Source organism: Burkholderia sp. F1, assembly GCF_050813845.1.
Classification (GTDB): Bacteria; Pseudomonadota; Gammaproteobacteria; order Burkholderiales; family Burkholderiaceae; genus Burkholderia; species Burkholderia ubonensis.
Genome location: NZ_CP172421.1, coordinates 62,955 through 84,526 on the forward strand (window position 1 = coordinate 62,955; position 21,572 = coordinate 84,526).

Annotated in this window: 27 protein-coding genes; 4 read left to right on the forward strand and 23 right to left on the reverse strand. The window is 69.2% G+C overall.

The annotated features are described in order from the left end of the window. Window positions 1-31: 31 nt before the first annotated feature. The 10 genes from ACFIMZ_RS00255 to ACFIMZ_RS00300 form a co-directional block, all read right to left on the reverse strand. A complete protein-coding gene (locus ACFIMZ_RS00255; protein ID WP_431820906.1) occupies window positions 32-1,039 on the reverse strand; it encodes an ABC transporter substrate-binding protein in 1,008 nt (335 codons plus the stop codon). Between the two features lie 610 nt (window positions 1,040-1,649). Then, complete coding sequence (gene fliR / locus ACFIMZ_RS00260; protein ID WP_431820907.1) at window positions 1,650-2,432, reverse strand: flagellar biosynthetic protein FliR; 783 nt, start codon at window positions 2,430-2,432, stop codon at window positions 1,650-1,652. Window positions 2,433-2,458: 26 nt separating this feature from the next. Further along, window positions 2,459-2,731, reverse strand: a complete 273-nt coding sequence (fliQ, locus tag ACFIMZ_RS00265) for a flagellar biosynthesis protein FliQ (RefSeq protein WP_431820908.1) — start codon at window positions 2,729-2,731, stop codon at window positions 2,459-2,461. 19 nt (window positions 2,732-2,750) lie between these two features. Next, the gene (gene fliP / locus ACFIMZ_RS00270) at window positions 2,751-3,512 is read right to left on the reverse strand and encodes a flagellar type III secretion system pore protein FliP (RefSeq protein ID WP_431820909.1); all 762 of its coding nucleotides are present in this window, start codon (window positions 3,510-3,512) and stop codon (window positions 2,751-2,753) included. Window positions 3,513-3,548: 36 nt separating this feature from the next. Further along, entirely contained in the window at window positions 3,549-4,103 is a 555-nt protein-coding gene (gene fliO, locus ACFIMZ_RS00275; RefSeq protein WP_431820910.1) for a flagellar biosynthetic protein FliO, read from the reverse strand. Then, window positions 4,100-4,597 carry a flagellar motor switch protein FliN gene (fliN, locus tag ACFIMZ_RS00280; protein WP_431820911.1) on the reverse strand — a complete coding sequence of 166 codons (498 nt, stop codon included), beginning with the start codon at window positions 4,595-4,597 and terminating at the stop codon, window positions 4,100-4,102. The genes fliO and fliN overlap by 4 nt, the downstream gene beginning before the upstream one ends. After that, entirely contained in the window at window positions 4,590-5,588 is a 999-nt protein-coding gene (gene fliM, locus ACFIMZ_RS00285; protein ID WP_431820912.1) for a flagellar motor switch protein FliM, read from the reverse strand. Before fliM ends, fliN begins: the two co-directional genes overlap by 8 nt. A gap of 21 nt (window positions 5,589-5,609) precedes the next feature. Further along, window positions 5,610-6,146, reverse strand: coding sequence for a flagellar basal body-associated protein FliL (gene fliL, locus ACFIMZ_RS00290; protein WP_431820913.1), 537 nt, complete (start codon window positions 6,144-6,146; stop codon window positions 5,610-5,612). A gap of 134 nt (window positions 6,147-6,280) precedes the next feature. Next, a complete protein-coding gene (locus ACFIMZ_RS00295; RefSeq protein ID WP_431820914.1) occupies window positions 6,281-7,003 on the reverse strand; it encodes an LrgB family protein in 723 nt (240 codons plus the stop codon). Window positions 7,004-7,039: 36 nt separating this feature from the next. Then, the gene (locus ACFIMZ_RS00300) at window positions 7,040-7,498 is read right to left on the reverse strand and encodes a CidA/LrgA family protein (RefSeq protein ID WP_431820915.1); all 459 of its coding nucleotides are present in this window, start codon (window positions 7,496-7,498) and stop codon (window positions 7,040-7,042) included. A gap of 136 nt (window positions 7,499-7,634) precedes the next feature. Here ACFIMZ_RS00300 and ACFIMZ_RS00305 point away from each other — a divergent pair, with 136 nt between their 5' ends. Beyond that, the gene (locus ACFIMZ_RS00305) at window positions 7,635-8,558 is read left to right on the forward strand and encodes a LysR substrate-binding domain-containing protein (RefSeq protein WP_431820916.1); all 924 of its coding nucleotides are present in this window, start codon (window positions 7,635-7,637) and stop codon (window positions 8,556-8,558) included. A 24-nt stretch (window positions 8,559-8,582) separates the two neighbouring features. On the opposite strand, the gene ACFIMZ_RS00310 is transcribed toward ACFIMZ_RS00305, so the two are convergent. From ACFIMZ_RS00310 to ACFIMZ_RS00325, 4 genes are all read right to left on the reverse strand, one after another. After that, complete coding sequence (locus ACFIMZ_RS00310; RefSeq protein WP_431820917.1) at window positions 8,583-8,969, reverse strand: type II toxin-antitoxin system VapC family toxin; 387 nt, start codon at window positions 8,967-8,969, stop codon at window positions 8,583-8,585. Beyond that, a complete protein-coding gene (locus tag ACFIMZ_RS00315; protein WP_431820918.1) occupies window positions 8,966-9,214 on the reverse strand; it encodes a type II toxin-antitoxin system Phd/YefM family antitoxin in 249 nt (82 codons plus the stop codon). Before ACFIMZ_RS00315 ends, ACFIMZ_RS00310 begins: the two co-directional genes overlap by 4 nt. An 83-nt stretch (window positions 9,215-9,297) precedes the next feature. Then, a complete protein-coding gene (locus tag ACFIMZ_RS00320; protein WP_431820919.1) occupies window positions 9,298-10,869 on the reverse strand; it encodes a DHA2 family efflux MFS transporter permease subunit in 1,572 nt (523 codons plus the stop codon). Window positions 10,870-11,026: 157 nt separating this feature from the next. Next, window positions 11,027-11,515 (reverse strand): MarR family winged helix-turn-helix transcriptional regulator, encoded by a 489-nt coding sequence (locus ACFIMZ_RS00325; RefSeq protein ID WP_431820920.1) that lies wholly within the window; start codon window positions 11,513-11,515, stop codon window positions 11,027-11,029. 167 nt (window positions 11,516-11,682) lie between these two features. Between ACFIMZ_RS00325 and ACFIMZ_RS00330 the strand changes: the two genes are divergently transcribed. Both ACFIMZ_RS00330 and ACFIMZ_RS00335 read left to right on the forward strand, forming a co-directional pair. Then, window positions 11,683-11,970, forward strand: coding sequence for a multidrug ABC transporter ATPase (locus ACFIMZ_RS00330; protein WP_431820921.1), 288 nt, complete (start codon window positions 11,683-11,685; stop codon window positions 11,968-11,970). A 234-nt stretch (window positions 11,971-12,204) separates the two neighbouring features. Then, window positions 12,205-13,743: an efflux transporter outer membrane subunit gene (locus ACFIMZ_RS00335; RefSeq protein WP_431820922.1), complete on the forward strand. Its 1,539-nt coding sequence runs from the start codon at window positions 12,205-12,207 to the stop codon at window positions 13,741-13,743. 19 nt (window positions 13,744-13,762) lie between these two features. Here ACFIMZ_RS00335 and gspN read toward each other — a convergent pair whose 3' ends face one another. From gspN to gspG, 8 genes are read right to left on the reverse strand one after another with little or no spacing between them, the layout of a single operon-like run. After that, window positions 13,763-14,551, reverse strand: coding sequence for a type II secretion system protein N (gspN, locus tag ACFIMZ_RS00340; RefSeq protein WP_431822528.1), 789 nt, complete (start codon window positions 14,549-14,551; stop codon window positions 13,763-13,765). A gap of 42 nt (window positions 14,552-14,593) precedes the next feature. Further along, on the reverse strand, window positions 14,594-15,097 hold the full coding sequence (gene gspM / locus ACFIMZ_RS00345) for a type II secretion system protein GspM (protein WP_431820923.1): 504 nt from the start codon (window positions 15,095-15,097) through the stop codon (window positions 14,594-14,596). Beyond that, window positions 15,094-16,461 (reverse strand): type II secretion system protein GspL, encoded by a 1,368-nt coding sequence (gene gspL / locus ACFIMZ_RS00350; RefSeq protein WP_431820924.1) that lies wholly within the window; start codon window positions 16,459-16,461, stop codon window positions 15,094-15,096. Before gspL ends, gspM begins: the two co-directional genes overlap by 4 nt. Window positions 16,462-16,485: 24 nt before the next feature. Next, window positions 16,486-17,613, reverse strand: a complete 1,128-nt coding sequence (gene gspK / locus ACFIMZ_RS00355; RefSeq protein ID WP_431820925.1) for a type II secretion system minor pseudopilin GspK — start codon at window positions 17,611-17,613, stop codon at window positions 16,486-16,488. Window positions 17,614-17,615: 2 nt separating this feature from the next. Beyond that, window positions 17,616-18,293: a PulJ/GspJ family protein gene (locus ACFIMZ_RS00360; RefSeq protein WP_431820926.1), complete on the reverse strand. Its 678-nt coding sequence runs from the start codon at window positions 18,291-18,293 to the stop codon at window positions 17,616-17,618. Next, window positions 18,271-18,666: a type II secretion system minor pseudopilin GspI gene (gspI, locus tag ACFIMZ_RS00365; protein WP_431822529.1), complete on the reverse strand. Its 396-nt coding sequence runs from the start codon at window positions 18,664-18,666 to the stop codon at window positions 18,271-18,273. Before gspI ends, ACFIMZ_RS00360 begins: the two co-directional genes overlap by 23 nt. A 44-nt stretch (window positions 18,667-18,710) precedes the next feature. Beyond that, the gene (locus tag ACFIMZ_RS00370; protein WP_431820927.1) at window positions 18,711-19,244 is read right to left on the reverse strand and encodes a GspH/FimT family pseudopilin; all 534 of its coding nucleotides are present in this window, start codon (window positions 19,242-19,244) and stop codon (window positions 18,711-18,713) included. 39 nt (window positions 19,245-19,283) lie between these two features. Further along, window positions 19,284-19,736 (reverse strand): type II secretion system major pseudopilin GspG, encoded by a 453-nt coding sequence (gspG, locus tag ACFIMZ_RS00375; protein ID WP_431820928.1) that lies wholly within the window; start codon window positions 19,734-19,736, stop codon window positions 19,284-19,286. A gap of 180 nt (window positions 19,737-19,916) precedes the next feature. Between gspG and ACFIMZ_RS00380 the strand changes: the two genes are divergently transcribed. Beyond that, the gene (locus tag ACFIMZ_RS00380; RefSeq protein WP_010090231.1) at window positions 19,917-20,327 is read left to right on the forward strand and encodes a general secretion pathway protein GspC; all 411 of its coding nucleotides are present in this window, start codon (window positions 19,917-19,919) and stop codon (window positions 20,325-20,327) included. A 26-nt stretch (window positions 20,328-20,353) separates the two neighbouring features. Here the strand turns inward: ACFIMZ_RS00380 and gspF are convergent, their stop codons facing one another. Beyond that, window positions 20,354-21,571 (reverse strand): type II secretion system inner membrane protein GspF, encoded by a 1,218-nt coding sequence (gspF, locus tag ACFIMZ_RS00385; RefSeq protein WP_059609486.1) that lies wholly within the window; start codon window positions 21,569-21,571, stop codon window positions 20,354-20,356. Window position 21,572: the final 1 nt, after the last annotated feature.

Here is a 21,572-nt window from a genome sequence, read left to right on the forward strand (position 1 = left end):
GCGGGGCGCGCGGGATCGTCCGCCGCCGCGCTTACTTCGCGCTCACGTAGTCGTTGGTGTAGGTGCGCGCCAGGTCGATGTGCTTGCCCTTCACCGACGGGTTGAACGCCGACAGCACCTTCAGCACGGTCGCCGGGCCGTCGGCCGGCATCTTCGCGTCGGCGGTGTACATCGGCAGCGACGCCTTCAGCGCGGACACGTACAGCGACTTGTCCTTCTGGTAGTCGGCCGGCATCTTCGCGGCGATCTCCTCGGCGCTGTGCGTATGGATGAACTGCATCGTCTTCGCGAACGCATGCGCGAGCTTCGTCGCCTGCGCCTTGTGCGCATCCGCCCACGCGGACTGCACGTACAGGCTCGCGGCCGGATACGTGCCGCCGAGCGCCGCGCGCGTGCCTTCGAGCGTGCGCAGGTCGACCAGCACCTTCGCGTCGCCCATCTTCTCGAGCGCGGACACGGTCGGCTCGGTCGTCATCCCGGCGTCGATCCGGCCCTGCTTGATCGCGGCGATGAAGCTCGCGTCGGCGCCGACCGGCAGCATCGTGTACTGCGTCGACTGCACGCCGTGCTGCAGCGCGAGGTATTGCGTGAGGAAGCTCGTCGACGAGCCGAGGCCCGTCACGCCGAGCGTCTTGCCCTTCGCGTCGGCCATCGACTTGAAGGTCGGCGCGGACTTGGTCGACACCATCTCGACCTCGCCCGGCACCTGGCCGAACACGGCGATCGCCTTCACGTCCTTGCCCTTGCTCTGCAGGTCGATCGTGTGGTCGTAGAAGCCGACGACGCCCTGCACGGCGCCCGCGAGCAGTTCGTTCTCGGCGTCGACGCCGGCCGGCTGCGACAGCAGCTCGACGTCGAGCCCTTCGTCCTTGAAGTAGCCGAGTTCCTGGGTCAGGCGCGCGGGCAGGTAGATCAGCTTCGCGATCCCGCCGACCATGATCGTGATCTTGCCGCCGTCGTCCGCGGCGAGGGCGGGATGCGCGGCGAGCGCACAGGTCAGGGTGGCTGCAACGGCGAGGGGGCGCAGGATGGGTCGCATCGGGGGTGTCTCCGTTCGTTGTCCGTGTGGCGCGATGCTTTCTTGCATCGTTGCAACGAGTATAGGGACCCGAAACCTTCCGCTACCTTTCGCGGGGCGGCAATTCCTTTAGGGGTTTTCCAGCAATCCGGCAGCCGGCCGGGACAGGCGGCCGTCCCGCCACGCACGCCGCGACTTCCGTCACATCCCGGAAGCAGTGCATTATTCAGGTATGCGTGATGCAGCGATCTCGCAGTTCGTCTATTTCGGAGAAGTCCGTGAGTCGTTTCGTTCTTGTTTTTGTTGTCAGGATAGTCAATGCGATGTTCTCGTGCATTGCCGTCCATTTCATCAATATCAAATTCGCGATCTTGCCGGCAGGGACGGCCTCGACGCTATTCACCACGGCAATAGGCGTCGCATTCAGCGAGACTTTTTTTTATGTTTCCCAAAAAAGGAGTTGACCGAAGTGACATATGCGATCAGTCGCAGCAATGATGTTCTCGTGTGATTCGCTCGATACGCGCGATGCCGTCGGAGGTCTTCGCGTGCTATCCGACGACGATGACTCAAGCCATACGAGAACCGGCTGCCGAACGCATCGCCGGCAGCGGGCCTGAACGGGAGCGCGTCAGCGCAGGCCCGTGACGACCCGGCCCATCGCATCGATCCCCATGTCGAACAGCCGCCCGAAGAACGGCACCATGTTCGGCACCAGCAGTTGCACGAGCAGCAGGCCGACCAGCATCGTGACCGGGAAGCCAACCTGGAAGATCCCGACCTGCGGCGCCGCACGGTTCAGGATGCCGAGCGCGAGGTTGGCGATCAACAGCGCCGCGACGACCGGCAGCGCGAGCAGCAGCCCCATCTGGAACACCGTCGCGCCGAACGCGGCGAGCGTGCGCCAGCCGGGCGCGTGCAGCAGTTCGGCCGACACCGGCAGCGCCTGGAACGACGCGGCGAGCGCCGCGAGCACCTGCAGGTGGCCGTCGAACGCGAGGAACGCGAGGATCGCGACCGCGTTCAGGAAGCGGCCCATCACCGGCGTCGCGCCGTTCGAGTGCGGATCGAAGAAGGTCGCGAAGCCGAGGCCCATCGACAGGCCGATCGCGTCGCCGGCAGCCTGGGCGGCGGCGAACACGATCTGCATCGTGAAGCCCATCGCCACGCCGATCAGGAACTGCGTGACGACGATCCAGATGCCCTGCGCGGAAAACACGGTGACGGCCGGCAACGGCCCGAGCGTCGGCGCGACGACCAGCGCCATGAACGCCGCGATGCCGATCTTCACGCGCCCCGGCACCGACGCGTGGCCGGTCACCGGCGCGACCGCGACGAGCGCGAGCATCCGCACGAACGGCCACAGGAACGCCGTGAGCCATGCGTTGAGCTGCGCGTAGGTAACCGAGAACATCGCCGGAGCCGCGAAGCGTGCGCCGCTCAGCCCACGCCGAGCGTCGCGACGTGCAGCAGGGTCTGCCGCAGGTAGTCGAGCACCGTCGTCATCATCCACGGGCCGGCGATCACGAGCGTGGCCAGCACCGCGAGCAGCTTCGGGATGAACGACAGCGTCGATTCGTTGATCTGCGTCGCGGCCTGGAACAGGCTCACGATCAGGCCGACCGCGAGCGCGACGAGCAGCAGGGGCGCCGAGACCAGCAGGCCGATCACCATCGCGTGGTGCGCGAGCGTCATCACTTGTTCGGGCGTCATCGCATGCTCTCCGGCGTGATCAGGTAAAGCTCTGCGCGAGCGAGCCGAGCAGCAGCTGCCAGCCGTCGACGACGACGAACAGCATCAGCTTGAACGGCAGCGACACGGTAGACGGCGACACCATCATCATCCCCATCGACATCAGCACGCTCGCGACGACCATGTCGATGATCAGGAACGGGATAAAGATCGTGAAGCCGATCTGGAAGCCCGTCTTCAGCTCGCTGGTGACGAACGCGGGCACCAGCAGCGACAGCGGCACGTCCTCCGGCCCCTGCATCGGCGCGGCCTTCGAGATCTTCGCGAACAGCGCGAGATCGGTCTCGCGGGTCTGCTTCAGCATGAAGCCCTTGAACGGCGCGACGCCGCGCTGCACCGCCTGCTCCATCGGCACGCTGCCGTCGGAGAACGGCTTGTAGCCGTCGGTGTACGCGCGGTCGAGCACCGGCGACATCACGAAGAAGGTGAGGAACATCGCGAGGCCGACCAGCACCTGGTTCGGCGGCGTCGACGACGTGCCGAGCGCCTGCCGCAGCAGCGACAGCACGATGATGATGCGCGTGAAGCTCGTCATCATCAGCAGCATCGCCGGCAGGAACGACAGCATCGTGAGCAGCAGCATCGTCTGCACGCTCAGCGAGTAGGTCGTGCCGCCGTTCGGGCCGGGGGCCGCGTTGAAGGCGGGCAGGCCCGCCGCCTGCGCGCACGCGAGCGCGGGGGCAAGGCCGAGGATCAGGGCGGGCGCGATGCGCGCCGCGCGGCGCAGGAAGACGTGTTTCATCGGAATGCGGTGAGTGAAAGGGCGCGCGAGCGCATCTCAGCGGTCCTTGCCGCGCCCGAATCGTTTCGCGGCCTCGCCCGCGAGCGCATCGCGAAAACGCTGGCCGAACGTGCCGGGCAAATCGCCGCCGGGCGCGGAGGCCGGCGGCGCATCGGCCGCGACGGCCGCACCGGCAGGCGCGGAGCCGGCCGGCAGCGTGTGCAGCAGCCGGACGTTGCCGGGCGCGACGCCGAGCACCAGCCACGTATCGCCGATCTCGACGATCGTCGCGCTTTCTTTCGTGCCGACCGCGACGCTCGACACGACCTTCAGCGGGCCGCCGCGCCGCGCCGGCTGGAAGCCGAAGCGGCGCGCGAGCCACGCGCAGCCGAACACGAGGCCGATCACGACCGCGAGCCCGACGAGCGTCTGCAGCACCGCGCCGACGCCGAGCGACGGCGCGGCCGAGCCGACCACCACGCTCGACGCGATCGCGCCGGCATGGTTCACCGCGTTCAGGTCGGCGGCCGCGGCCGCCTCGGCGACGAGCGCGCTGGCGGCCCCCGCCGCGGCGAACGCGGCCGCGCGGCGGCCGGACGGCGCGAATCTCATCGATTCAGTTTCCGGATGCGCTCGGACGGCGTGATGATGTCGGTCAGGCGGATGCCGAACTTGTCGTTCACGACCACCACTTCGCCCTGCGCGATCAGGCAGCCGTTGACCAGCACGTCCATCGGCTCGCCCGCGAGGCCGTCGAGCTCGACGACCGAGCCCTGCGCGAGCTGCAGCAGGTTGCGGATCGCGATCTTCGTGCGGCCGAGCTCCACGGTCATCTTGACCGGGATGTCGAGGATCATGTCGATGTCGTTGTGCGTCGACGTCGCCGCGGCCTTCGACAGCGGCTGGAACACGCCGGCGCCCGTCGCGCCCGGCTGGACCGCCGGCTGCTCGTTCTGCTCGGCGAGCGCGGCCGCCCAGTCGTCCAGCCCCTGCTCGTCATCGGCGTCGGCGGCAGCCGCGGGGGTCGCCGCGGGGGCCGCCTCCGCCAGCGCGGCATCGGCCAGTGCCTGCGCGTCGAGCTCGTCCGTCTGATTCAGCTCACTCATATCCACCTTCCTTCATCGTGTCGTTCGCGCTGATCATCTTCTGCACGCGCAACGCATATTGACCATTGAAAATCCCGTAACCGCATTCCATGACCGGCACGCCGTCGACCTTCGCGGTAATCGTGTCCTCGATCGCGAGCGGCAGCACGTCACCCGCGCGCAGGTTGAGGATCTGCTCGAAGGTCACCGGAATCTCGGCGAGATTCGCGGTCAGCTCGACCTCGGCCGTCTGGACCTGCTGCGACAGCACGCGCACCCAGCGGCGGTCGACTTCGAGCGCCTCGCCCTGGATCGGCGACGCGAGCACGTCGCGAATCGGCTCGACCATCGAATACGGCATGCAGATGTGCAGCGTGCCGCCCGTCGGCCCGAACTCGATCGAGAACTGCGTGACGATCACGATCTCGTTCGGCGTCGCGACGTTCGCGAACTGCGTGTGCATTTCCGAGCGCACGTATTCGAACTGCAGCGGCCGCACGCTCTTCCACGCGGTCGTGTAGTGCTCGAACACGAGGTTCAGCAGCTTGCCGATGATGCGCTGCTCGGTCGCGGTGAAGTCACGGCCCTCGACGCGCGTGTGGAAGCGCCCGTCGCCGCCGAACAGGTTGTCGACGACGAAGAACACGAGGTTCGGGTCGAACACGAACAGCGACGTGCCGCGCAGCGGCTTCACGTGCACGAGGTTCAGGTTCGTCGGGATCGGCAGGTTGCGGGTGAACTCGCTGTACTTCTGCACCTTCACCTGGCTGACGGAGATTTCCGCCGTGCGCCGCATGAAGTTGAAGATACCGATGCGCAACAGACGCGCGAAGCGGTCGTTGATGATCTCGAGGCCGGGCATCCGGCCGCGGACGATCCGCTCCTGCGTCGCGATGTTGTAGGGGCGGATGCCGGACGCGTCGCGCTTTTCGTCATCCGAGTCGGCTTCGCCCGTGACGCCCTTGAGGAGTGCATCGACCTCCTCCTGGGACATGAACTCCGAGTGGCCCATCTGCGTTCCTTTGTCGGCGAGTTACTGGACGACGAACTCGGTGAACAGCACGTCGTCGACCTTCGCGTGCTGGTTGCCCGGCTGCGTCGGCTGCTCGATCAGTTTCTTCAGCTCGCCGGAGAGCGCGCGCTTGCCGTCGGGCGTCGCGAGTTCCTCCGGGTGCTTGTTGCTCAGCGCGAGCAGGATGCGGCTGCGGATCTCCGGCATGCGCGCGGTCAGCTGCTCCTGCGCCTTCGCATCGGTGATCTTCAGCGACAGCCCGACGCGCAGGTAGTGCTGCACGCCATCGTCCGACTGGAGGTTCACGGTGAGCGGGTCGAGCGGGAAGAACACCGGCGCGGCGAGCGGCGGCGGTTCGACGGGGCCGCTCGCATGGCCGACGCCCTGCTTGCTCAGGAACACGTACATGCCGCCCGCGGCGGCGGCCGCGGCGCCGAGCGCGATGACGGCGAAAAGCGCGATGCGCTTGAGCTTGCCGGACGAAGCCGGCTTGTCGGCGGGCGGATTTGCGGTCGTGGAGGCCATGTGAATGCGTGCGTGGTGACTCGTAGCATGCATTGTTCGGCATCCGGCCCGAAGCCGATGGGCGGAAAAGAGGGGGGATTTGCGGTTATCTCAGGCGATTGTCGGGCGGGCGGGGCGGTGAGGCCCGGTGCGACGGGCGGCCGCGCCGGCGTGCCCGGCCGCCGCCGTCAGATCGGCAGCAGCGTCAGCAGCGGCGCGAGCAGCACCATCGCGACGCCCGCGATCATCATCGTCAGGCTCGACACGACGCCTTCCTCGCGGCCGATCTCGCGCGCCTTCGCGGTGCCCACGCCATGCGCGGCCGCGCCGAACAGCGCGCCGCGCGCGAGCCGCGTGCGCATCGGCACGAGCGCGAGCACGATCTCGCCGAGCAGCATCCCGCAGATGCCGGTCGCGATCACGAACAGCGCGGTCAGGTCCTTCGGCGCATGGATCTTGTCGGAGACGGCCAGCGCGAACGGCGTCGACACCGAGCGGGTCATCAGCGAGCGCTGCAGCTCCGGCGACAGGTGCAGCAGCTTCGCGAGCAGCAGCGACCCGCAGACCCCGGCGGCGATGCCGACCACGACGCCGACCGACAGCGACAGCCAGTGCCGGCGGATCAGGTCGCGGTAGTCGTAGATCGGCACCGCGAACGCGATGGTCGCCGGGCCGAGCAGCCACATCAGCCAGCGCGTGTCGCGGAAGTAGACCGAATACGGGATGCCCGTCAGCGCGACGAGCGTAACCAGCACGCCGGGCACGAACACGAGCGGCGAGAACAGCAGCGTCTTCTTGTACGCATAGAGCCGCTTCGACGCGAAGTACAGCGCGACCGTCAGCACGAAGCAGCCGACGGAGATCGCGGCGTTCGCCTGGTCGGCGGACAGGTTCGACAGCGGGGCAAACATGATCGGGCGCTCCGGCGGCAGGGGATCAGGGCGGAATCAGGCGCGCACGCGGCGGCGCCCGGCCAGCACGCGCTGCGCGGCGAGCTTGCGCTCGAGCTTCGCGGCAAGGTCGACCGCGACGGCCACCGCGACCATCACGAACGCGGTGCCGGCGACGACGACGAGCGCGAGCCGCCAGCCGTCCTCGCGGAACAGGCCGCCGTACTGCACGGCCGCGACCGCGGCCGGCACGAAAAACAGCAGCATGTCGGACAGCAGCCAGTTCGCGCCGTCCTTCACCCACGCCGGCGCGACGCCGCCGGAGAACAGCAGCACGAGCAGCACCGCGAGGCCGATCACGCCGGACGGGACCGGCAGCCCGACCGCGCGCACCGCCCAGTCGACCGCCATCCACAGCGCCGCGAGCGCGGTCGCCTGCAGCGCGATCCGCCCGGTGTGCGCGACACCGGCCGTGGACACGGGCCGGACGGCGGCAACGGCGATCGACTTGTTCATGGCGGGACTCCCATACAGATAATTCATTGATGGCGCAAGTATAGAATTCCCTCATCCATAAATAAAATGACTTGTCTCTATTCTTGTCATTCCATTTCGGAATTCACGGTAATTGCACCAATTTGGGGAGGTGCCGATGGAGTTGCGCGCACTGCGGTATTTCGTCGAGGTGGTTCGCCAGCAGAGCTTCACCGCGGCCGCCGACAAGCTGTTCGTGACCCAGCCGACCATCAGCAAGATGGTGAAGGCGCTCGAGGACGAGATCGGCTCGCCGCTGCTGCTGCGCGACGGCCGGCAGATGGTGCTCACCGATGCCGGGCGGATCGTGTTCCAGCGCGGGCAGGACGTGCTCGCCGCGCAGGCGCAGCTGCAGTCGGAGCTGAACGACCTCGGCACGCTCGGCCGCGGCGAGCTGACGATCGGCATCCCGCCGCTTGGCGGGTCGCTGTTCACGCCGATCATCGCCGCATACAAGCAGCGCTACCCGAACATCGAGCTGAAGCTGTTCGAGCAGGGCGCGCGGATGATCGAGGCCGCGCTGGTGGCGGGCGAGCTGGAGCTGGGCGGGCTGCTGGAGCCGGTCGATCCGGACACGTTCGACCGGCTGCCGATGGTGCGCGCGCCGCTGTGGCTTGTCGCGCCGCGCGAGTCGCGCTGGGAGGACCATCCGGCGGTGCAGCTCGCCGACCTCGCGCGCGAATCGTTCGTGTTCTACGCGGAAAGCCTCGCGCTGCACGACGCGGTGCTCGACGCGTGCCGGCAGGTCGGCTTCACGCCGTCGATCGTGAGCCGCAGCGGGCACTGGGATTTCATGGCCGCGCTCGTGCACGCGGGGGTCGGCATCGCGCTCCTGCCTGAGCCTTACTGCCGGCGGCTCGATCCCGACCAGTTTACGTGCCGGCCGATCGTCGAGCCGGAAATCACCTGGGCGATCGCGCTCGGCTGGCTGAAGAAGGGCTATCTGTCGCACGCGGCGCGCGCGTGGCTCGAGGTCGCGCGCGCAACGCTGCCGGGCGCGCCGGGCGACGATCTCGCGTTCGGCGGGTTGCGCTCGCGGTGACGGGGAGCTGCGTGCGACGCGCGATCAAACGTGCTGGATGGGCCCCGGATACCGGGCGACGGTGCGGTCGTGCGTGACCAGCGTGACCCCTTCGGTAATCGCCTGCGCGACCAGAAGGCGGTCGAACGGGTCGCGATGGATCGGCGGCAGTTGCTCGACCGCGAGCATATGCGCGCCCGTGACAGGCAGCTCGACGTAGCCGACATCAAGCAGATTGCGGCGAAGCACGTTCGGATCGACCTGGAAGTCCTCGCGATCGAGACCGCGCTTGATGACGATCTCCCAGATGCTCGCCACGCTGAAGAGCGGCGTGCAGGCGGGCTCCTCGATGAGCGCACGGGCGCGGTCCGGCAGTTCGGCCGCGCCTGCAGCCGCCCAGAGGATCAGGTGTGTGTCGAGCAGCAACTTCATGCGTCGCCCTCGAACAGCTTCCGGATTTCGTCACTGCCCATCGAGTCGAAATCGTCCGGGACACGGATCTGCCCCTTCATGAAGCCGATCCGGCTCGGCGGAGCAGGCTCGGGCGCATCGATCGGCACGACCTTGACGAGCGGCTTGCCGGCTTTCGCGATCACGAACGGCTCACCGGTGTGAACCGCTTCGTCGATCAGCCGTGACAAGTTCGTCTTCGCGTCATGCATGTTGTAGGTCTGCATCACATCCCTCAAATGAACTAAGTTCATTGAAATAGTTGGCTTAGTTTAATTTGGAAATGCGGGCAAGGCCGATCACGCCGACATCAATGCCCCATCGCCGGCCCCGCGCCCTTCCTTGGCTTGGTGACCCAGACAAGCGCCGCGAGCGCGATGAACATGATCGCCGACAGGTGGAAGAAGTCGTTGGTCGCCATCATGAAGCCCTGCTGCGTGACGATCTGGTTGAGCTGCGCGTTGGCCGTCTGCCCGACGATGCCGAGCTGCGACAGCGCGCCCTGGTAGTCGGTCGTGCTCTGCGCATAGACGCTCACCGATTCCGACAGCCGCGCATGGTGGTAGATCGCGTCGTTCTCCCAGAACGTCGAGCTGGCCGCGGTGCCGATCGCGCCGGACAGCGTGCGCAGGAAGTTCGACAGCCCCGACGCGCTCGCGAGCCGCTCGTCGGGCACGCTCGACAGCGTGATCGTCGTCATCGGCACGAAGAAGCACGCGACGCCGATCCCCTGCACGAGCCGCGGCAGGATCACGTGGTTGAACGGCACGTCGAGCGTGAACGTCGAGTTCCAGATCGACACGCCGGCGAACACCACGAACGCGAAGCTCGCGACCATCCGCAGGTCGAGCCGGTGCATGTTGCGGCCGATCAGCGGCGACAGCACGAGCGCGAGCAGCCCGACCGGCGCGGTCGCGAGGCCGGCCTTGCCGGCCGTGTAGCCCATCACCGTCTGCAGCCACAGCGGGAAGATCACGACCGAGCCGAAGAACGCCATGAAGCCGAACGAGATGATCATCGCGCCGAGCGCGAAGTTGCGGTCCTTGAACAGCGACAGGTCGACCACCGGCTCCTTCTCGGTCGCCTCCCACACGAGCATGAACGCGAGCGACACGACCGCGATCAGCGCGAGCGCGACGATGAACGTCGAGTTGAACCAGTCGCGGTCCTTGCCGAGGTCGAGCATCATCTGCAGGCACGACACGCCGATCACGAGCAGCGCGAGCCCGACCGCGTCGATCCGCTGCCTGGTCGTCTTCGTCTCGCGGCCGCGCAGCAGCACGAACGCGCAGATCGCGGAAAACACGCCGATCGGCAGGTTGATGTAGAAGATCCACGGCCACGTGTAGTTGTCGCTGATCCAGCCGCCCAGAAGCGGGCCGAAGATCGGCGCGACGATCACCGTCATCGCCCATAGCCCGAGCGCGAGGCCGCGCTTCGCGGGCGGGTAGCTGCGCATCAGGATCGTCTGCGACAGCGGCACCATCGGCCCCGACACGAGCCCCTGCAGCAGCCGGAACGCGATCAGCGTCTCGAAGTTGTTCGCGAGGCCGCACAGCGCGGACGCGATCGTGAACGCGAGCACCGACAGCGTGAAGAGGCGCACCTCGCCGACCCGCCGCGCGAGCCAGCCGGTGAGCGGCACCGCGATCGCGGACGCGACCGAGTACGACGAGATCACCCACGTGCCTTCGCTCGTCGCGACGCCGAGGCTGCCCGAGATCGTCGGCACCGCGACGTTCGCGATCGACGTGTCGAGCACTTCCATGAAGGTGCCGAGCGCGAGCCCGACGGTGAGCAGCGCGAGGGCGCCGCCGGACAGCGGCGCCGGTTCGGCGGCGGGGGACGCGGGCGAGCCCGCGGAGGCCGTGGTGGCGGACATCGGAATCTCCTAGGTGCGGCGCGCGCAAAGCGCATGTCGCGCGCGCCCGGCCGGGGGCGGGGGGAAGTACGTGGAGAGGAGCGTGTGACGCGTCATCTTCTGCCCAGACAGATAAATAAGCGAATGCTTAACCCAAATATTGACGCGTCGTGCGGCATCAGCAGTCCGGCTCGCCGGACGCCTCGCACCCGAGGGTGCCGGGGCTGTTCGCGATGAAGCGCTGCAACAGGCCCGTGAGCGTCGCGAGCTCGTCGGCCGAGAAGCCGGCAAGCTGCGCGTTCAGCGCGGTCGCGATCAACGACGGCAGTGCGCGGGCGGCATCCGCGCCGCGTTCGGTCAGCGTCAGCTCGATCACGCGGCGGTCCTGCTCGCTGCGCGCCCGCGCGATGAAGCCCTTGCGCTCGAGCCGGTCGAGCATCCGCGTCATCGAGCCGCTGTCATACGCCATCTTGCGCGACAGCTCGAACGGCGTGCGCACGTATCCGCGCGACAGCAGCAGGATCACGCCGACCTGCTGCGCGGTCAGGTCGAGCGGCTCCAGCGCGCGGTCCATCCGCTCGATGAGCGCCTGGCGCGCCTTCGTCAGGTAGTAGCCGAGGCTCGATTCCAGCTCGATGCCGTCGGGATCGTAGAGACCGCCGTTCATTCTCGATTGCGCGCGCAGCAATAGTGCCTTGTCGGAAAAACGCGACCAGTATCTTGAAAATTAATTGCTTAGTCAATATTATTTCAGGCAACCAGTTACGACGTGCGACCTGCACTGCCGGAGACGATGTTCTGACCTGCCTTGCCCGCGCTGCGGGCGCCCCGAGGATGTTCGCGATGCTGTTCCTGAAAAACGCCGCCGGCGCGCTGCGCCGCAACCTGACCGATACCGCTCACCATGTGTTCTCCGGGCCGCACCGCGGCTGGAAGCTCGCGCTGTACGTCGCGATGCTGGTGTTGCCGGGCGGCTCGCTCGCGGCGCTCGGGTTCGCGTGGTTCGATCATCGCCGGCAGCGCAACGCGAAGGGGGCACGCAATGGCGAACGCAAGGCGGCGGCCGCCGCGGAGCCGTCGTCATGGCGCGCGGCCGCCATCGAACCCGCACGCTGCCACTGACTGACCGGCCGGCAAGTGCCGACGATGGGCGCGCCCGCGTGTGCCATCCGCCGCAAGCGATCCGTAATGCCCGGTAAACCGGCCTGCCGCGCCGGTAACACATTCCCGCCGCCGCGCGCCTTACCCTAGCGGCTGCGCAGCTTCCCCGCCGTCAGTTACCATTTGTCCGCCTGCGGCCTACCGGCCGCATCGCGTGCCCGCGCGCCGGGCCGCGCCCAGACAGGAATCACACGCATGCCGTACGTCCCATCCCCGCGCGCCCGCCGCCCGCTCGCCGCTGCCGTCGCCTTCGCGACCGCCGTGCTGCTCGCCGGCTGCGCCGTCGGGCCCGACTATCATCGCCCCGACACGCCGATGCCCGCCGCGTTCAAGGAAGCGCCCGCCGGCTGGAAGATCGCGCAGCCGGCCGACGGCGCCGATCGCGGCGCTTGGTGGCGCGTCTACCGCGATCCGCAGCTCGACGCGCTGATCGACAGGCTCAATGCGTCGAACCAGACCATCGCGCAATCGGCGGCCGCGTACCGGCAGGCGCGCGCGCTCGTCGCCGAGGCGCGCGCTGCGTATTTCCCGACCCTCGGGCTCACCGCGTCGGGCTCGCGCGCCCGCACGCCGCGCGCGTCGCTGTCGTCCGGGTCGTCATCGAGTTTCAGCGGCGGCAGTTCCGGATCGATCAGCAACAGCTACAGCGTCGGCCTCGACGCGTCGTGGGAGCCCGACCTGTGGGGCAAGGTGAGCCGCACGGTCGGCGCGCAGCACGCGGGCGAAGCGGCGGCCGCCGCCGATCTGGCGAACGCGCGGCTGTCGCAGCAGGCGACGCTCGCGCAGACCTACTTCCAGTTGCGCACCGCCGACGCGCTGCAGAATCTGCTCGACGACACCGTCGCGTCGTACGCGCGCTCGCTGCAGCTCACGCAGAACCGGTACGCGCAGGGCGTCGCCGCGCGCTCGGACGTGATCCAGGCGCAGACGCAGCTGCAGAGCGCGCAGGCGGCCGCGATCGACAACGGCGTCGCGCGCGCGCAGTACGAGCACGCGATCGCGACGCTGATCGGCGAACCGGCGTCGACGTTCTCGCTGCCGCCGCTGCCGCTCGCCGCCGAGCCGCCCGTCACGCCGGTCGACGTGCCGTCGGCGCTGCTCGAGCGGCGGCCCGACATCGCGGCGGCCGAACGCCGCGCAGCCGCTGCCAACGAGCAGATCGGCGTCGCGATCTCGGCGTTCTTCCCGACGCTCACGCTGTCGGCGCAGGGCGGCGTGCAGAGTTCGGTGTGGTCGAACCTGTTCACGCTGCCGGCGCGCTTCTGGACGGTCGGCCCGCAGCTCGCGGCGACGCTGTTCGACGCGGGCCTGCGCGCCGCGCAGACCGAGGCCGCACGCGCGACCTACGACCAGGACGTCGCCGCGTACCGGCTCTCGGTCCTCACCGCGTTCCAGGACGTCGAGGACAACCTCGCGTCGCAGCGCATCCTCGCGCAGGAAATCGACGTGCAGCGGCAGGCGGTGGACAGCGCCGAACATGCGCTCGCGATCGTGACGAACCAGTACAAGGCCGGCACGGTCGGCTACCTGAACGTGCTGACCGCGCAGACGACCGCGTTCACCGCGCACCAGAAGCTCGCGACGATCGCGGGGCAGCGGATGGTGTCGTCGGTCGGGCTCGTGAAGGCGCTCGGCGGCGGCTGGAACGTGTCGCAGATCGCGCGCGAGACGGGCGGCGTGGCCGCGCCTGCGCCGGCAAGCGGCGCGGCGGCTGTGCCGGTCGCGCAGAAGTGAAATGCGCGCGGCGCGCGCGTCAGCGCGCCGCGTCTCCGTAGATCAGCGACACCGAGCCGTCGCCGACCGGGTGGCCGAGCAGGTTCAGCAGGCCCGCGAGGTTCGCCAGCTGCTCGGGCGCCGCATGCGCGGTGCCGCGGAACGACCCGCTGCCCGCGCCAAAGGCGCCGTGCCCGTCGAGAAACAGCGGCCCTTTCGTCGTCGCCAGGTCGAGATCCGCGCCCGAACCCTTCGCCTGCAGCACCGCGCGATACGAGCCGAGCGGCTTCACGCGCGACACGCGCGAGCTCATGTCATCGATCGTCACCGTCAGCTGGCCGAACGCGTTGCTGCCGATCAGCCGCCAGTCGCTCCAGCCGACCCGCACGTCGCCCTGCAGGTCGAGCGTGTTGAACGGCGTGCCGAGCCCGGTCAACAGCGACGCCGGCACCGCCATCCCGCCCGCGGACAGCACCGCGCCGCGCCACGTCGCGTCGAGCGTGACCGGCTCGGGCATCGCCTCGGTCTGACGCATCCGCATCTGCACGCGCCCGGTCAGGAGCGGCCAGAAGCCCGTCGTCCACTCGACTCGCCCCGGCAGCAGCGTCGCCGCGCTGCGGTCGGCGCCCGGCGCGAGCATCAGCGTGCCCGAGCCGTGCCACAGCGAGCCGTCCGGATCCACGAGGTTCACGTGGCCGCCCGTCGCCCGCGCGAATTGCGGCGCGATCCACGCGGCCGGCGCGAGCGCGATCAGCGTGACGCCGGTCGCGAGCCCGCCCGCCGCGAGCCACGGCAACGCGGCCAAGAGCCGTCTCGACCACGGCTTCATCGGCCGGCCGCCGCTTGCATCGTCCATTGCGTCATTTCCGCATCATTTCTGCGTCGACGGCTGCATCACGGCCGTCAGGTCGACCTGGCCGTCGTCCTTCAGCGCGGTGACGTGCGCCTCGCCGACCTGCACCTTGAACTGCTTGCGCGCGTCGTCGAGCCATTGGGTCCACGCCGGGAACGACGCGTTCTTCAACTGGATCTGCACGCCGTTGCCGACCACCTGGATCTGCCCGCCGGGCATCCCGTGGTCGGACAGCGATGCCGTCAGCGCATCCTTCAGCGCAGCGCCGGTCGGCGCGACGCCCTGCGCGGCCGCCGTGAGCGAGCGCGCCTCGTTCGCCTGCGCGGTCATCTTCGCGAGCTCCGCGCGCATCGCCGGCAGCGCGCGTGTGATCCGCGCACGGCCGTCCTGCGCGGGCGACCACAGCACCGAATAGGCGATCGCGACCGCCAGCACGGCGCCCCCCCAGCCGAGCAGATTTTTTTCCCGCGGAGTGCGCTCACCCCAGAATTGCGTGAGGGTCTGGTTCAGTTCAGCCTTCATGACCGGCTCCGGATCGTCCATTTGCCCGTGCTGCTGTCGACTTCGCCGGCCAGCCCGTTGCGCGCGAGGCGCTGCGTGAAGTCGGGATCGACCGTCACGCCCTGCTTGAAGCCGACGTCGAGCCGCCGGTCGTGATAATCGAGCGACGCGATGCCGTTCAGCGGCAGTGCGCCCATCGAGCGCGACAGCCCGCTCGCGAGCGCGAGGAAATCGTTCGGCGACAGCTCGCCCGCCGCGAGGCGCAGCTGGTCGAGCTGGCGCTGCATCTGCGCGGACGGATCGAGCACCGTCGTGGTCTTCGGGAACGCGGACAGCAGCGTCTCGGTGATCTGCGCGGACAGCGCATCGCGCTCGCGCGACAGCTTCCACCAGTGCACGTTCATCCCGATCACCGCGACGCCGAGCGTCGCCGCGACGAGCGCGACCGGGATCCGCAGCCGCTTGAGCGTCGCGCGGTCGAAGCGCCACGGCTGCGACTCGAATTCGAACTGGCACAGATCGAAGCGCTCGGCCAGCGCGCGGCGCGCGAACGTGTCGAACGGCAGCGGCGCCGCGCCCGGCAATGACGGCTCGACATCCGTGCGCTTGACCGACGCGAGCTGCGGTTCCGCGCCCGGCTCGCCGAGTTCGTACAGCTCGACCGGAGCGCCGCCCGCGAGCGCGGCGAGCGTGCCGGACGCGCGCTGCGCGGGCGCCGCGAAGCCTTCGCCCAGCGCGCCGCGCGCGACCGCCAGCTCGAGCCGCGGCGGGCCGGATGCGTCCGGCTGCGCGCCCGCCTCGACGAGCACGGGCTCGACCGACGCGGCGACGCCCAGCACCGCGGCGACCGCGGTCGGGCGCGACGGCGGGGCGGCGTCAGTCTCGGCTTCGGCGACGGCTTCACCGGCCGGCGCCGGATCGGCCGCAGCCGTGACCGCCGCGAGCGGCGACGGCAGGCAGCGCGTCGCGGGCACCGCGCGCAGATGCCGGTGGCCGGCCGCGGCAAACGCGTCGCAGATCGCGCGGAACCACGCGCGATCGACGACCGCGAGCACGCGGCGCCCGTCGGGCAGCGCGGCCGGATCGACCGCGACATGGCAGCCCTGCGGATCCTGGATCAGCTGGTCCTCGACGATGTTGGGCAACGCCTGGCGCAGCTTCGGCCCCTTGAGCGGCGGCACCGTCGCGGCCAGCAGCAGCACGTCGCGCGCGGCGACGACCAGGACCGTCGCGGCCGCGCGCGGCAGCAGCGCGAGCGCGGCGCGGCCGGCCCGCTGCGTCTGGCCGGCCTTGTCGACGAGCATGAACGGCAGCTCGGGCCATTGCCATTCCTGCAACGGCACGGCGGGCTCGCGCGGCGGCAGTAAAACAATCAGCGTGCTCAAGGGCTCCTCTCCCGAATGGCGTCGTTATAGCTGGTCGCGGATGCGCACGACCCGCGTCGAGTGCGTGGTCGGATCACGATACACGAGCGAGGTGCGGTCGACCTCGGCGCGATCGTGCTGGATCCGGCCATGCACGATGAAATAGTTCGAATTGACGTCGATCAGGGTCGAGTCGGGCGTCACGTTCGGCGGCGCGCCGGCGCCGCGCAGCGCGAGCTGCACGTCGCCGACGTTGCGGAAGAACACGGTCTCGCGGCGCGACACGAGCGCCTGCGCCGACGCCACGCTCATCCCCGGCACCAGCGCCGCGATCACCTCGGCGGGCGCGGTGTTCATGTTCACGGGCGTCGTGGTCGGCAGCACGGTGACGAACGGGCGCAGCCGCTCGACCATTTCCGGCGTGACGCCGTCGACGTCGAGCAGGCTGTCGACGCTCGTCATGATGAGCGGCGCCGGCCCGCGATCGCTGTCGGCAAGGCCGAGCTCGTCGGTGAAGGTCGTGCCCTGCGTGCCCGTGCCCGCTTCCGGCAACGGCGCGCCCGCGGCGCCGGGCAGCGTCGCCATCTGGAAGCGCGACGCCGAATGCTTCAGGCCCGCGCGCACCTGCAGCGCGATCCGCTTCGCGAACGCGCCGTCGTAGCCGAGCGTCGTCAAGAGGCGCTGGAACGCCTGGAGCTGCGCGGCGTTGAGCTGCAGCACGCCGGGCGCGGGCGTCGACACGAGGTTGCGCAGGTTGAACTTCGCCTGCGCGTCCTCGATCGCGCCGGACAGATAGGTGTCTTCGCCGCCGTCGCCGCCGCCCATGCCGATCCGGCCCATGAAGTCCGACAGCTTCGTCTTCGCGATCGGCACGCCCCAGATGCCGCCGAGATACGTGATGCCCGGCGCCGTGTCGCCTTCCGAGCGCAGGATCATCCGCGTCCAGTCGAGCGCGCCGCGCGCGACCCACTGCGCCTGCGCGATCAGGCGCTGGTTCTCGATGCGGCGGATCTGCACCTGCTCGCGCCACAGCATCCCCGATACGAGGATCGCCGACAGCGCGACGACGAGCAGCGCGGTGATGATCGCGGCGCCGCGTTGCCGGCGCGCGGAAGGACGCGCGCCCTGGGCGCGCGCGGGGTGGGGGGCCGAAAACGGGGCAGGCGCGCGCATCGTCATTCCCCGACGAGGAAGATACGGGTCACCGGCACGCGCAGCGACGTCGCGCCGATGCTGACCTGCAGGCCCGTCACCGCGCGCGGCGGCGGCGCGTTGCCGAGCTGCGGCACCTTGATCGCATCGTTGTTCTGCGCGAGCGCTTCGTCGGCCGTCTGCAGGTTCGTGGTCCAGCCGACGCGCGGCACGTAGAGCTTCGCGTCGATCGCGCCGACTCCGCCCATCAGCGCCACCGAGCTCCAGCCGTCGACGTCGGGGCTTTTCAGCGTGTCGCGCAGCCGGTTCGCGTCGGCGAGCGGCGGCGACGCGTAGCGCACCACGCGGCCGCCCGCGATCCGGTAGCGGATCACCTGCAGCCGCGGCGCGGCGCCCGGCACATCGAACTCGCGGACGATCTGCAGCGTGTTGCCGGCGACGCCGAGCGCGGGCTGGCCGGCCTCGTCGTCGGTCGCCGCGCGGCGCGCGTCGATGCGCATCTGGTCGAACATCTGCGCGAAGATGCGTTCGTCTTCCATCGCCGACGACACCTTGTCGCGGCCGCGCATGATCTGGTCGAGCCCGCGCCATGCGAGCACGGCGACGACCGCGAGAATCGCGATCGCGATCATCAGTTCGATCAGCGTGAAGCCGCGCGTGCGGGCGCGCCGCGCGGATTCAGAGCGAGCGGCTGGTTTCATTCGCGACCACCGTGACCATCTGCGCGAGCGCGCCTTTGCTGTCCGGCGCACTCACCGATACCTGGACGCGCCGGAACACCGGATTCGGCGTCGCGCTGACGCGCTGCGTGCAGACGAGCTGCACGTTGCCCTGCGAGCAATCGAAGCTCTGCTCGCCGATCTCCGGCCACGCATGCGTGAGCCGCAATTGCGCGAGCGCGTTGTCGGCGCTCCAGCTGGCCAGCAGCCGGCGATGCAGGTCCGACGAGCCGGTCGCCAGCGTGCCGACCGCGCGAATCGATGCGGCGAGCGCGACCGCGATGATCGCAAGCGCGACCAGCACCTCGATCATCGTGAAACCATGCGCCGCTGACCGTCCCGTGCGGGGACGCATCGCGGGAGCAGGGGAAGGGGAGAAGAACGGCCGGCGATGCATCGTCACTGCACCTCGTAGCGGCCGTTGCCGGTGCCGACGATCGTCACGCTGCCGACGGTCGAACGCAGCGTCACGCGCACCGGCGTGTCGATGCTCTCGGTGCCGAACACGACGCGGTTCACGCGGGTATCCGAACCCGGGTAATCGATATCGGCGCCCGTCACGCCGCCGTCCCAGTCGCGCGGGCGCAGCAGGTCGTCGCGCAGCGTGCGCCAGCCGTCGGCGCTCCTCATGTCGAAGCGGAAGCCGCTCGCGGTCGGCTGCCATGCGATCGGACGGGCGCGCACCTGCGCCTCGTCACCGGCCGTCTCGAACAGCAGCGCGAGCCGCTGCGCTTCCTCGCGCAGGTCGGTGCGCGGATTGCGCGTCAGCGACAGCGACGCGAGCGACACCAGCAGGCCCGCGATCACGAGCACGACGAGCATCTCGAGCAGCGTGAAGCCGCGCTGCGACGCCCGCATGCCATCCGCGCGCGCCGGAGCCCGGCGCACACGGCAGCCGCGCCCGAAGCGGGAAGTCGTGCGGATGGCAAGCATGGGGATCAGAAAAGAGACGTCGGGCCGGTCAGCGATCGTTTACTGCCACGAACCGATGTCGGCATCGTTGGATTCGCCGCCTTCCTTGCCGTCGGCGCCATAGCTGAACACATCGATCTCGCCGTGCACGCCCGGGTTCAGGTACTTGTACCCGTTGCCCCACGGATCGTTCGGCAGGCGCTCGAGATAGCCGCCGTCCTTCCAGTTGTTCGGAATCGGATCGGTGCTCGGCTTCTGGATCAGCGCCTGCAGGCCCTGGTCCTGCGACGGATAGCGGCCGTTGTCGAGACGGTACAGCTTGAGCGCCTGCATGATGGTGCCGATGTCCTGCTTCGCGGCGATGCGGCGCGCCTCGTCCGGACGGCTCATGATCTTCGGCACGATCAGCGCCGCCAGAATCCCGAGAATCGCGACCACCACCATGATCTCGATCAGCGTGAAACCGCGCTGACGGCGAACAGCTCCGTTGCGTCGAGTGATCCACGTTTGCATGCTGACTTCCTCTTTCCAAAAAAATGTCGTCGATTGAGTGACGTTTCCGAAACAACCGGGTCAGGTCCCTGCGGGACTTCTGCGCCGATTGCGCCGGGCACGGAGCACGCATTGTAAGGCGCGGCCAGCAAAGGGCTTTCACTCAACGCAAATTTCACATACATCCGTACAATAGCGCGCATGAACGCGATCTCGATCCGGATACTCTCCCTCGCACTCTTCGCGGCGTTGTGCGCGACGGCCACCTACTGGGTCGTCACGCTGTCGGCCCGCGAAGCGCCGCTGCCCGCCGCCGCCGCGCGGCCCCCGATCCGCACCGAGGACGCCGCGGCGCTGTTCGGCGGACAGCTCGACAAGAATCCCGTGCAGGACATCCACCTGTTCGGCATCCTCGCGCTCCAGCGCGGCGCCGCCGCGATCGTCGGCGTCGGCGGCGAGCCGCCGCGCGCGGTGTCGCTCGGCGCCGAGGTCGCGCCCGGCGCGAAGCTCGCCGAAGTCCGCGACCGCTCGATCATCGTCGAGCGCAACGGCGCCCGTGCCGAAGTCGCGTTGCCCGCCAACACGCCGTCTCCGGCGATCTACATGCGCTGAGCGTCCGGTGACGGCCGACACGGCCGTCACTGCACCATGTTGTTCAGCTCGATGATCGGCAGCATCACGGCCAGCACGATCACGAGCACGATGCCCCCCATCGCGAGAATCAGCAGCGGCTCGAGCAGGCTCGTCAGGAACATCGTGCGGCGTTCGAGCTCGCGCGCCTCGCCTTCGGCCGCGCGATCGAGCATCGTCGTCACGTCGCCCGTCGCCTCGCCCGAACGAATCAGGTGCACCAGCACCGGCGGAAACGTCTTCACGTTGTTCAGCGCGCGCGACAGCGCCGAGCCTTCGCGCACGCGCACGATCGCGTCGTCGATGTTCGCGCGCATCGCGCGGTTCGACAGCGTCTCGCCGGCCGCCTGCAGCGCGCGCAGGATCGGCACGCCGGCCGCGGTCAGGATGCCGAGCGTGCTCGCGAAGCGCACCGTGTTGTAGCCGCGCACCAGCTTGCCGGCGAGCGGCGCGGTCAGCAGCCAGCGGTCGAACGCGAGGCGCGGCCCGTCGCGCGACAGCGTCGCCCTGACGAACCAGACGACGAGCACGACCGCGATCACGATCGCCCACCACCAGTGCCGCACGAAATCCGACAGCGCCATCATCACGACCGTCAGGATCGGCAGCTGCTGTTTCGTGCTCGCGAACACGTTGACGACCTGCGGCACCACGTAGCTCAGCAGGAACGTGACGATGCCGAACGCGATCAGCGTGACGATCCCCGGATACGTGAACGCGAGCAGGATCTTCTGCTTCAGCGCGTTGCTCTGCTCGATGTAGTCGGCGAGGCGCGACAGCACGATGCCGAGCTTGCCCGTGTGCTCGCCCGCCGCGACGAGCGCGCGGTAGATTTCCGGAAAATCGCGCGGATGCTGCGCGAGCGCGTTCGCGAGCGAATGCCCGCCCAGCACCTCGGCGCGGATGGCGGCCATCAGTTCGCGGATGTAGTCGCGCTCGGCCTGCTCGGTCAGCACGCCGAGCGATTCGTCGAGCGGCAGCCCGGCGATCAGGAGGCTCGCGAGCTGGCGCGTGAGGATTGCCTGCTCGCGCTGCGACAGCTTGCGGCCGAGCGCGAGGCGCTGGCTGCGCGCGCCGCGGGTCGCGCTGGCCGCCGGCTCGACGACGAGCGGCGTCAGCCCCTGCGTGCGCAGCTGGCCGCGCGCGGCGCGCGCGCTGTCGGCTTCGACGACGCCTTTTTGCGCATGACCCGCCGCATCGATCGCTTCGAAACGGAATGCCGGCATC

Bases quoted from the DNA above. Each gene is read 5' to 3' on its own strand.
- ACFIMZ_RS00255 (WP_431820906.1), bottom strand. From the start codon at position 1,039: ATGCGACCCATCCTGCGCCCCCTCGCCGTTGCAGCCACCCTGACCTGT.
- fliR (WP_431820907.1), bottom strand. From the start codon at position 2,432: ATGTTCTCGGTTACCTACGCGCAGCTCAACGCATGGCTCACGGCGTTC.
- fliQ (WP_431820908.1), bottom strand. From the start codon at position 2,731: ATGACGCCCGAACAAGTGATGACGCTCGCGCACCACGCGATGGTGATC.
- fliP (WP_431820909.1), bottom strand. From the start codon at position 3,512: ATGAAACACGTCTTCCTGCGCCGCGCGGCGCGCATCGCGCCCGCCCTG.
- fliO (WP_431820910.1), bottom strand. From the start codon at position 4,103: ATGAGATTCGCGCCGTCCGGCCGCCGCGCGGCCGCGTTCGCCGCGGCG.
- fliN (WP_431820911.1), bottom strand. From the start codon at position 4,597: ATGAGTGAGCTGAATCAGACGGACGAGCTCGACGCGCAGGCACTGGCC.
- fliM (WP_431820912.1), bottom strand. From the start codon at position 5,588: ATGGGCCACTCGGAGTTCATGTCCCAGGAGGAGGTCGATGCACTCCTC.
- fliL (WP_431820913.1), bottom strand. From the start codon at position 6,146: ATGCATGCTACGAGTCACCACGCACGCATTCACATGGCCTCCACGACC.
- ACFIMZ_RS00295 (WP_431820914.1), bottom strand. From the start codon at position 7,003: ATGTTTGCCCCGCTGTCGAACCTGTCCGCCGACCAGGCGAACGCCGCG.
- ACFIMZ_RS00300 (WP_431820915.1), bottom strand. From the start codon at position 7,498: ATGAACAAGTCGATCGCCGTTGCCGCCGTCCGGCCCGTGTCCACGGCC.
- ACFIMZ_RS00305 (WP_431820916.1), top strand. From the start codon at position 7,635: ATGGAGTTGCGCGCACTGCGGTATTTCGTCGAGGTGGTTCGCCAGCAG.
- ACFIMZ_RS00310 (WP_431820917.1), bottom strand. From the start codon at position 8,969: ATGAAGTTGCTGCTCGACACACACCTGATCCTCTGGGCGGCTGCAGGC.
- ACFIMZ_RS00315 (WP_431820918.1), bottom strand. From the start codon at position 9,214: ATGCAGACCTACAACATGCATGACGCGAAGACGAACTTGTCACGGCTG.
- ACFIMZ_RS00320 (WP_431820919.1), bottom strand. From the start codon at position 10,869: ATGTCCGCCACCACGGCCTCCGCGGGCTCGCCCGCGTCCCCCGCCGCC.
- ACFIMZ_RS00325 (WP_431820920.1), bottom strand. From the start codon at position 11,515: ATGAACGGCGGTCTCTACGATCCCGACGGCATCGAGCTGGAATCGAGC.
- ACFIMZ_RS00330 (WP_431820921.1), top strand. From the start codon at position 11,683: ATGTTCGCGATGCTGTTCCTGAAAAACGCCGCCGGCGCGCTGCGCCGC.
- ACFIMZ_RS00335 (WP_431820922.1), top strand. From the start codon at position 12,205: ATGCCGTACGTCCCATCCCCGCGCGCCCGCCGCCCGCTCGCCGCTGCC.
- gspN (WP_431822528.1), bottom strand. From the start codon at position 14,551: ATGAAGCCGTGGTCGAGACGGCTCTTGGCCGCGTTGCCGTGGCTCGCG.
- gspM (WP_431820923.1), bottom strand. From the start codon at position 15,097: ATGAAGGCTGAACTGAACCAGACCCTCACGCAATTCTGGGGTGAGCGC.
- gspK (WP_431820925.1), bottom strand. From the start codon at position 17,613: ATGCGCGCGCCTGCCCCGTTTTCGGCCCCCCACCCCGCGCGCGCCCAG.
- ACFIMZ_RS00360 (WP_431820926.1), bottom strand. From the start codon at position 18,293: ATGAAACCAGCCGCTCGCTCTGAATCCGCGCGGCGCGCCCGCACGCGC.
- gspI (WP_431822529.1), bottom strand. From the start codon at position 18,666: ATGCGTCCCCGCACGGGACGGTCAGCGGCGCATGGTTTCACGATGATC.
- ACFIMZ_RS00370 (WP_431820927.1), bottom strand. From the start codon at position 19,244: ATGCTTGCCATCCGCACGACTTCCCGCTTCGGGCGCGGCTGCCGTGTG.
- gspG (WP_431820928.1), bottom strand. From the start codon at position 19,736: ATGCAAACGTGGATCACTCGACGCAACGGAGCTGTTCGCCGTCAGCGC.
- ACFIMZ_RS00380 (WP_010090231.1), top strand. From the start codon at position 19,917: ATGAACGCGATCTCGATCCGGATACTCTCCCTCGCACTCTTCGCGGCG.
- gspF (WP_059609486.1), bottom strand. From the start codon at position 21,571: ATGCCGGCATTCCGTTTCGAAGCGATCGATGCGGCGGGTCATGCGCAA.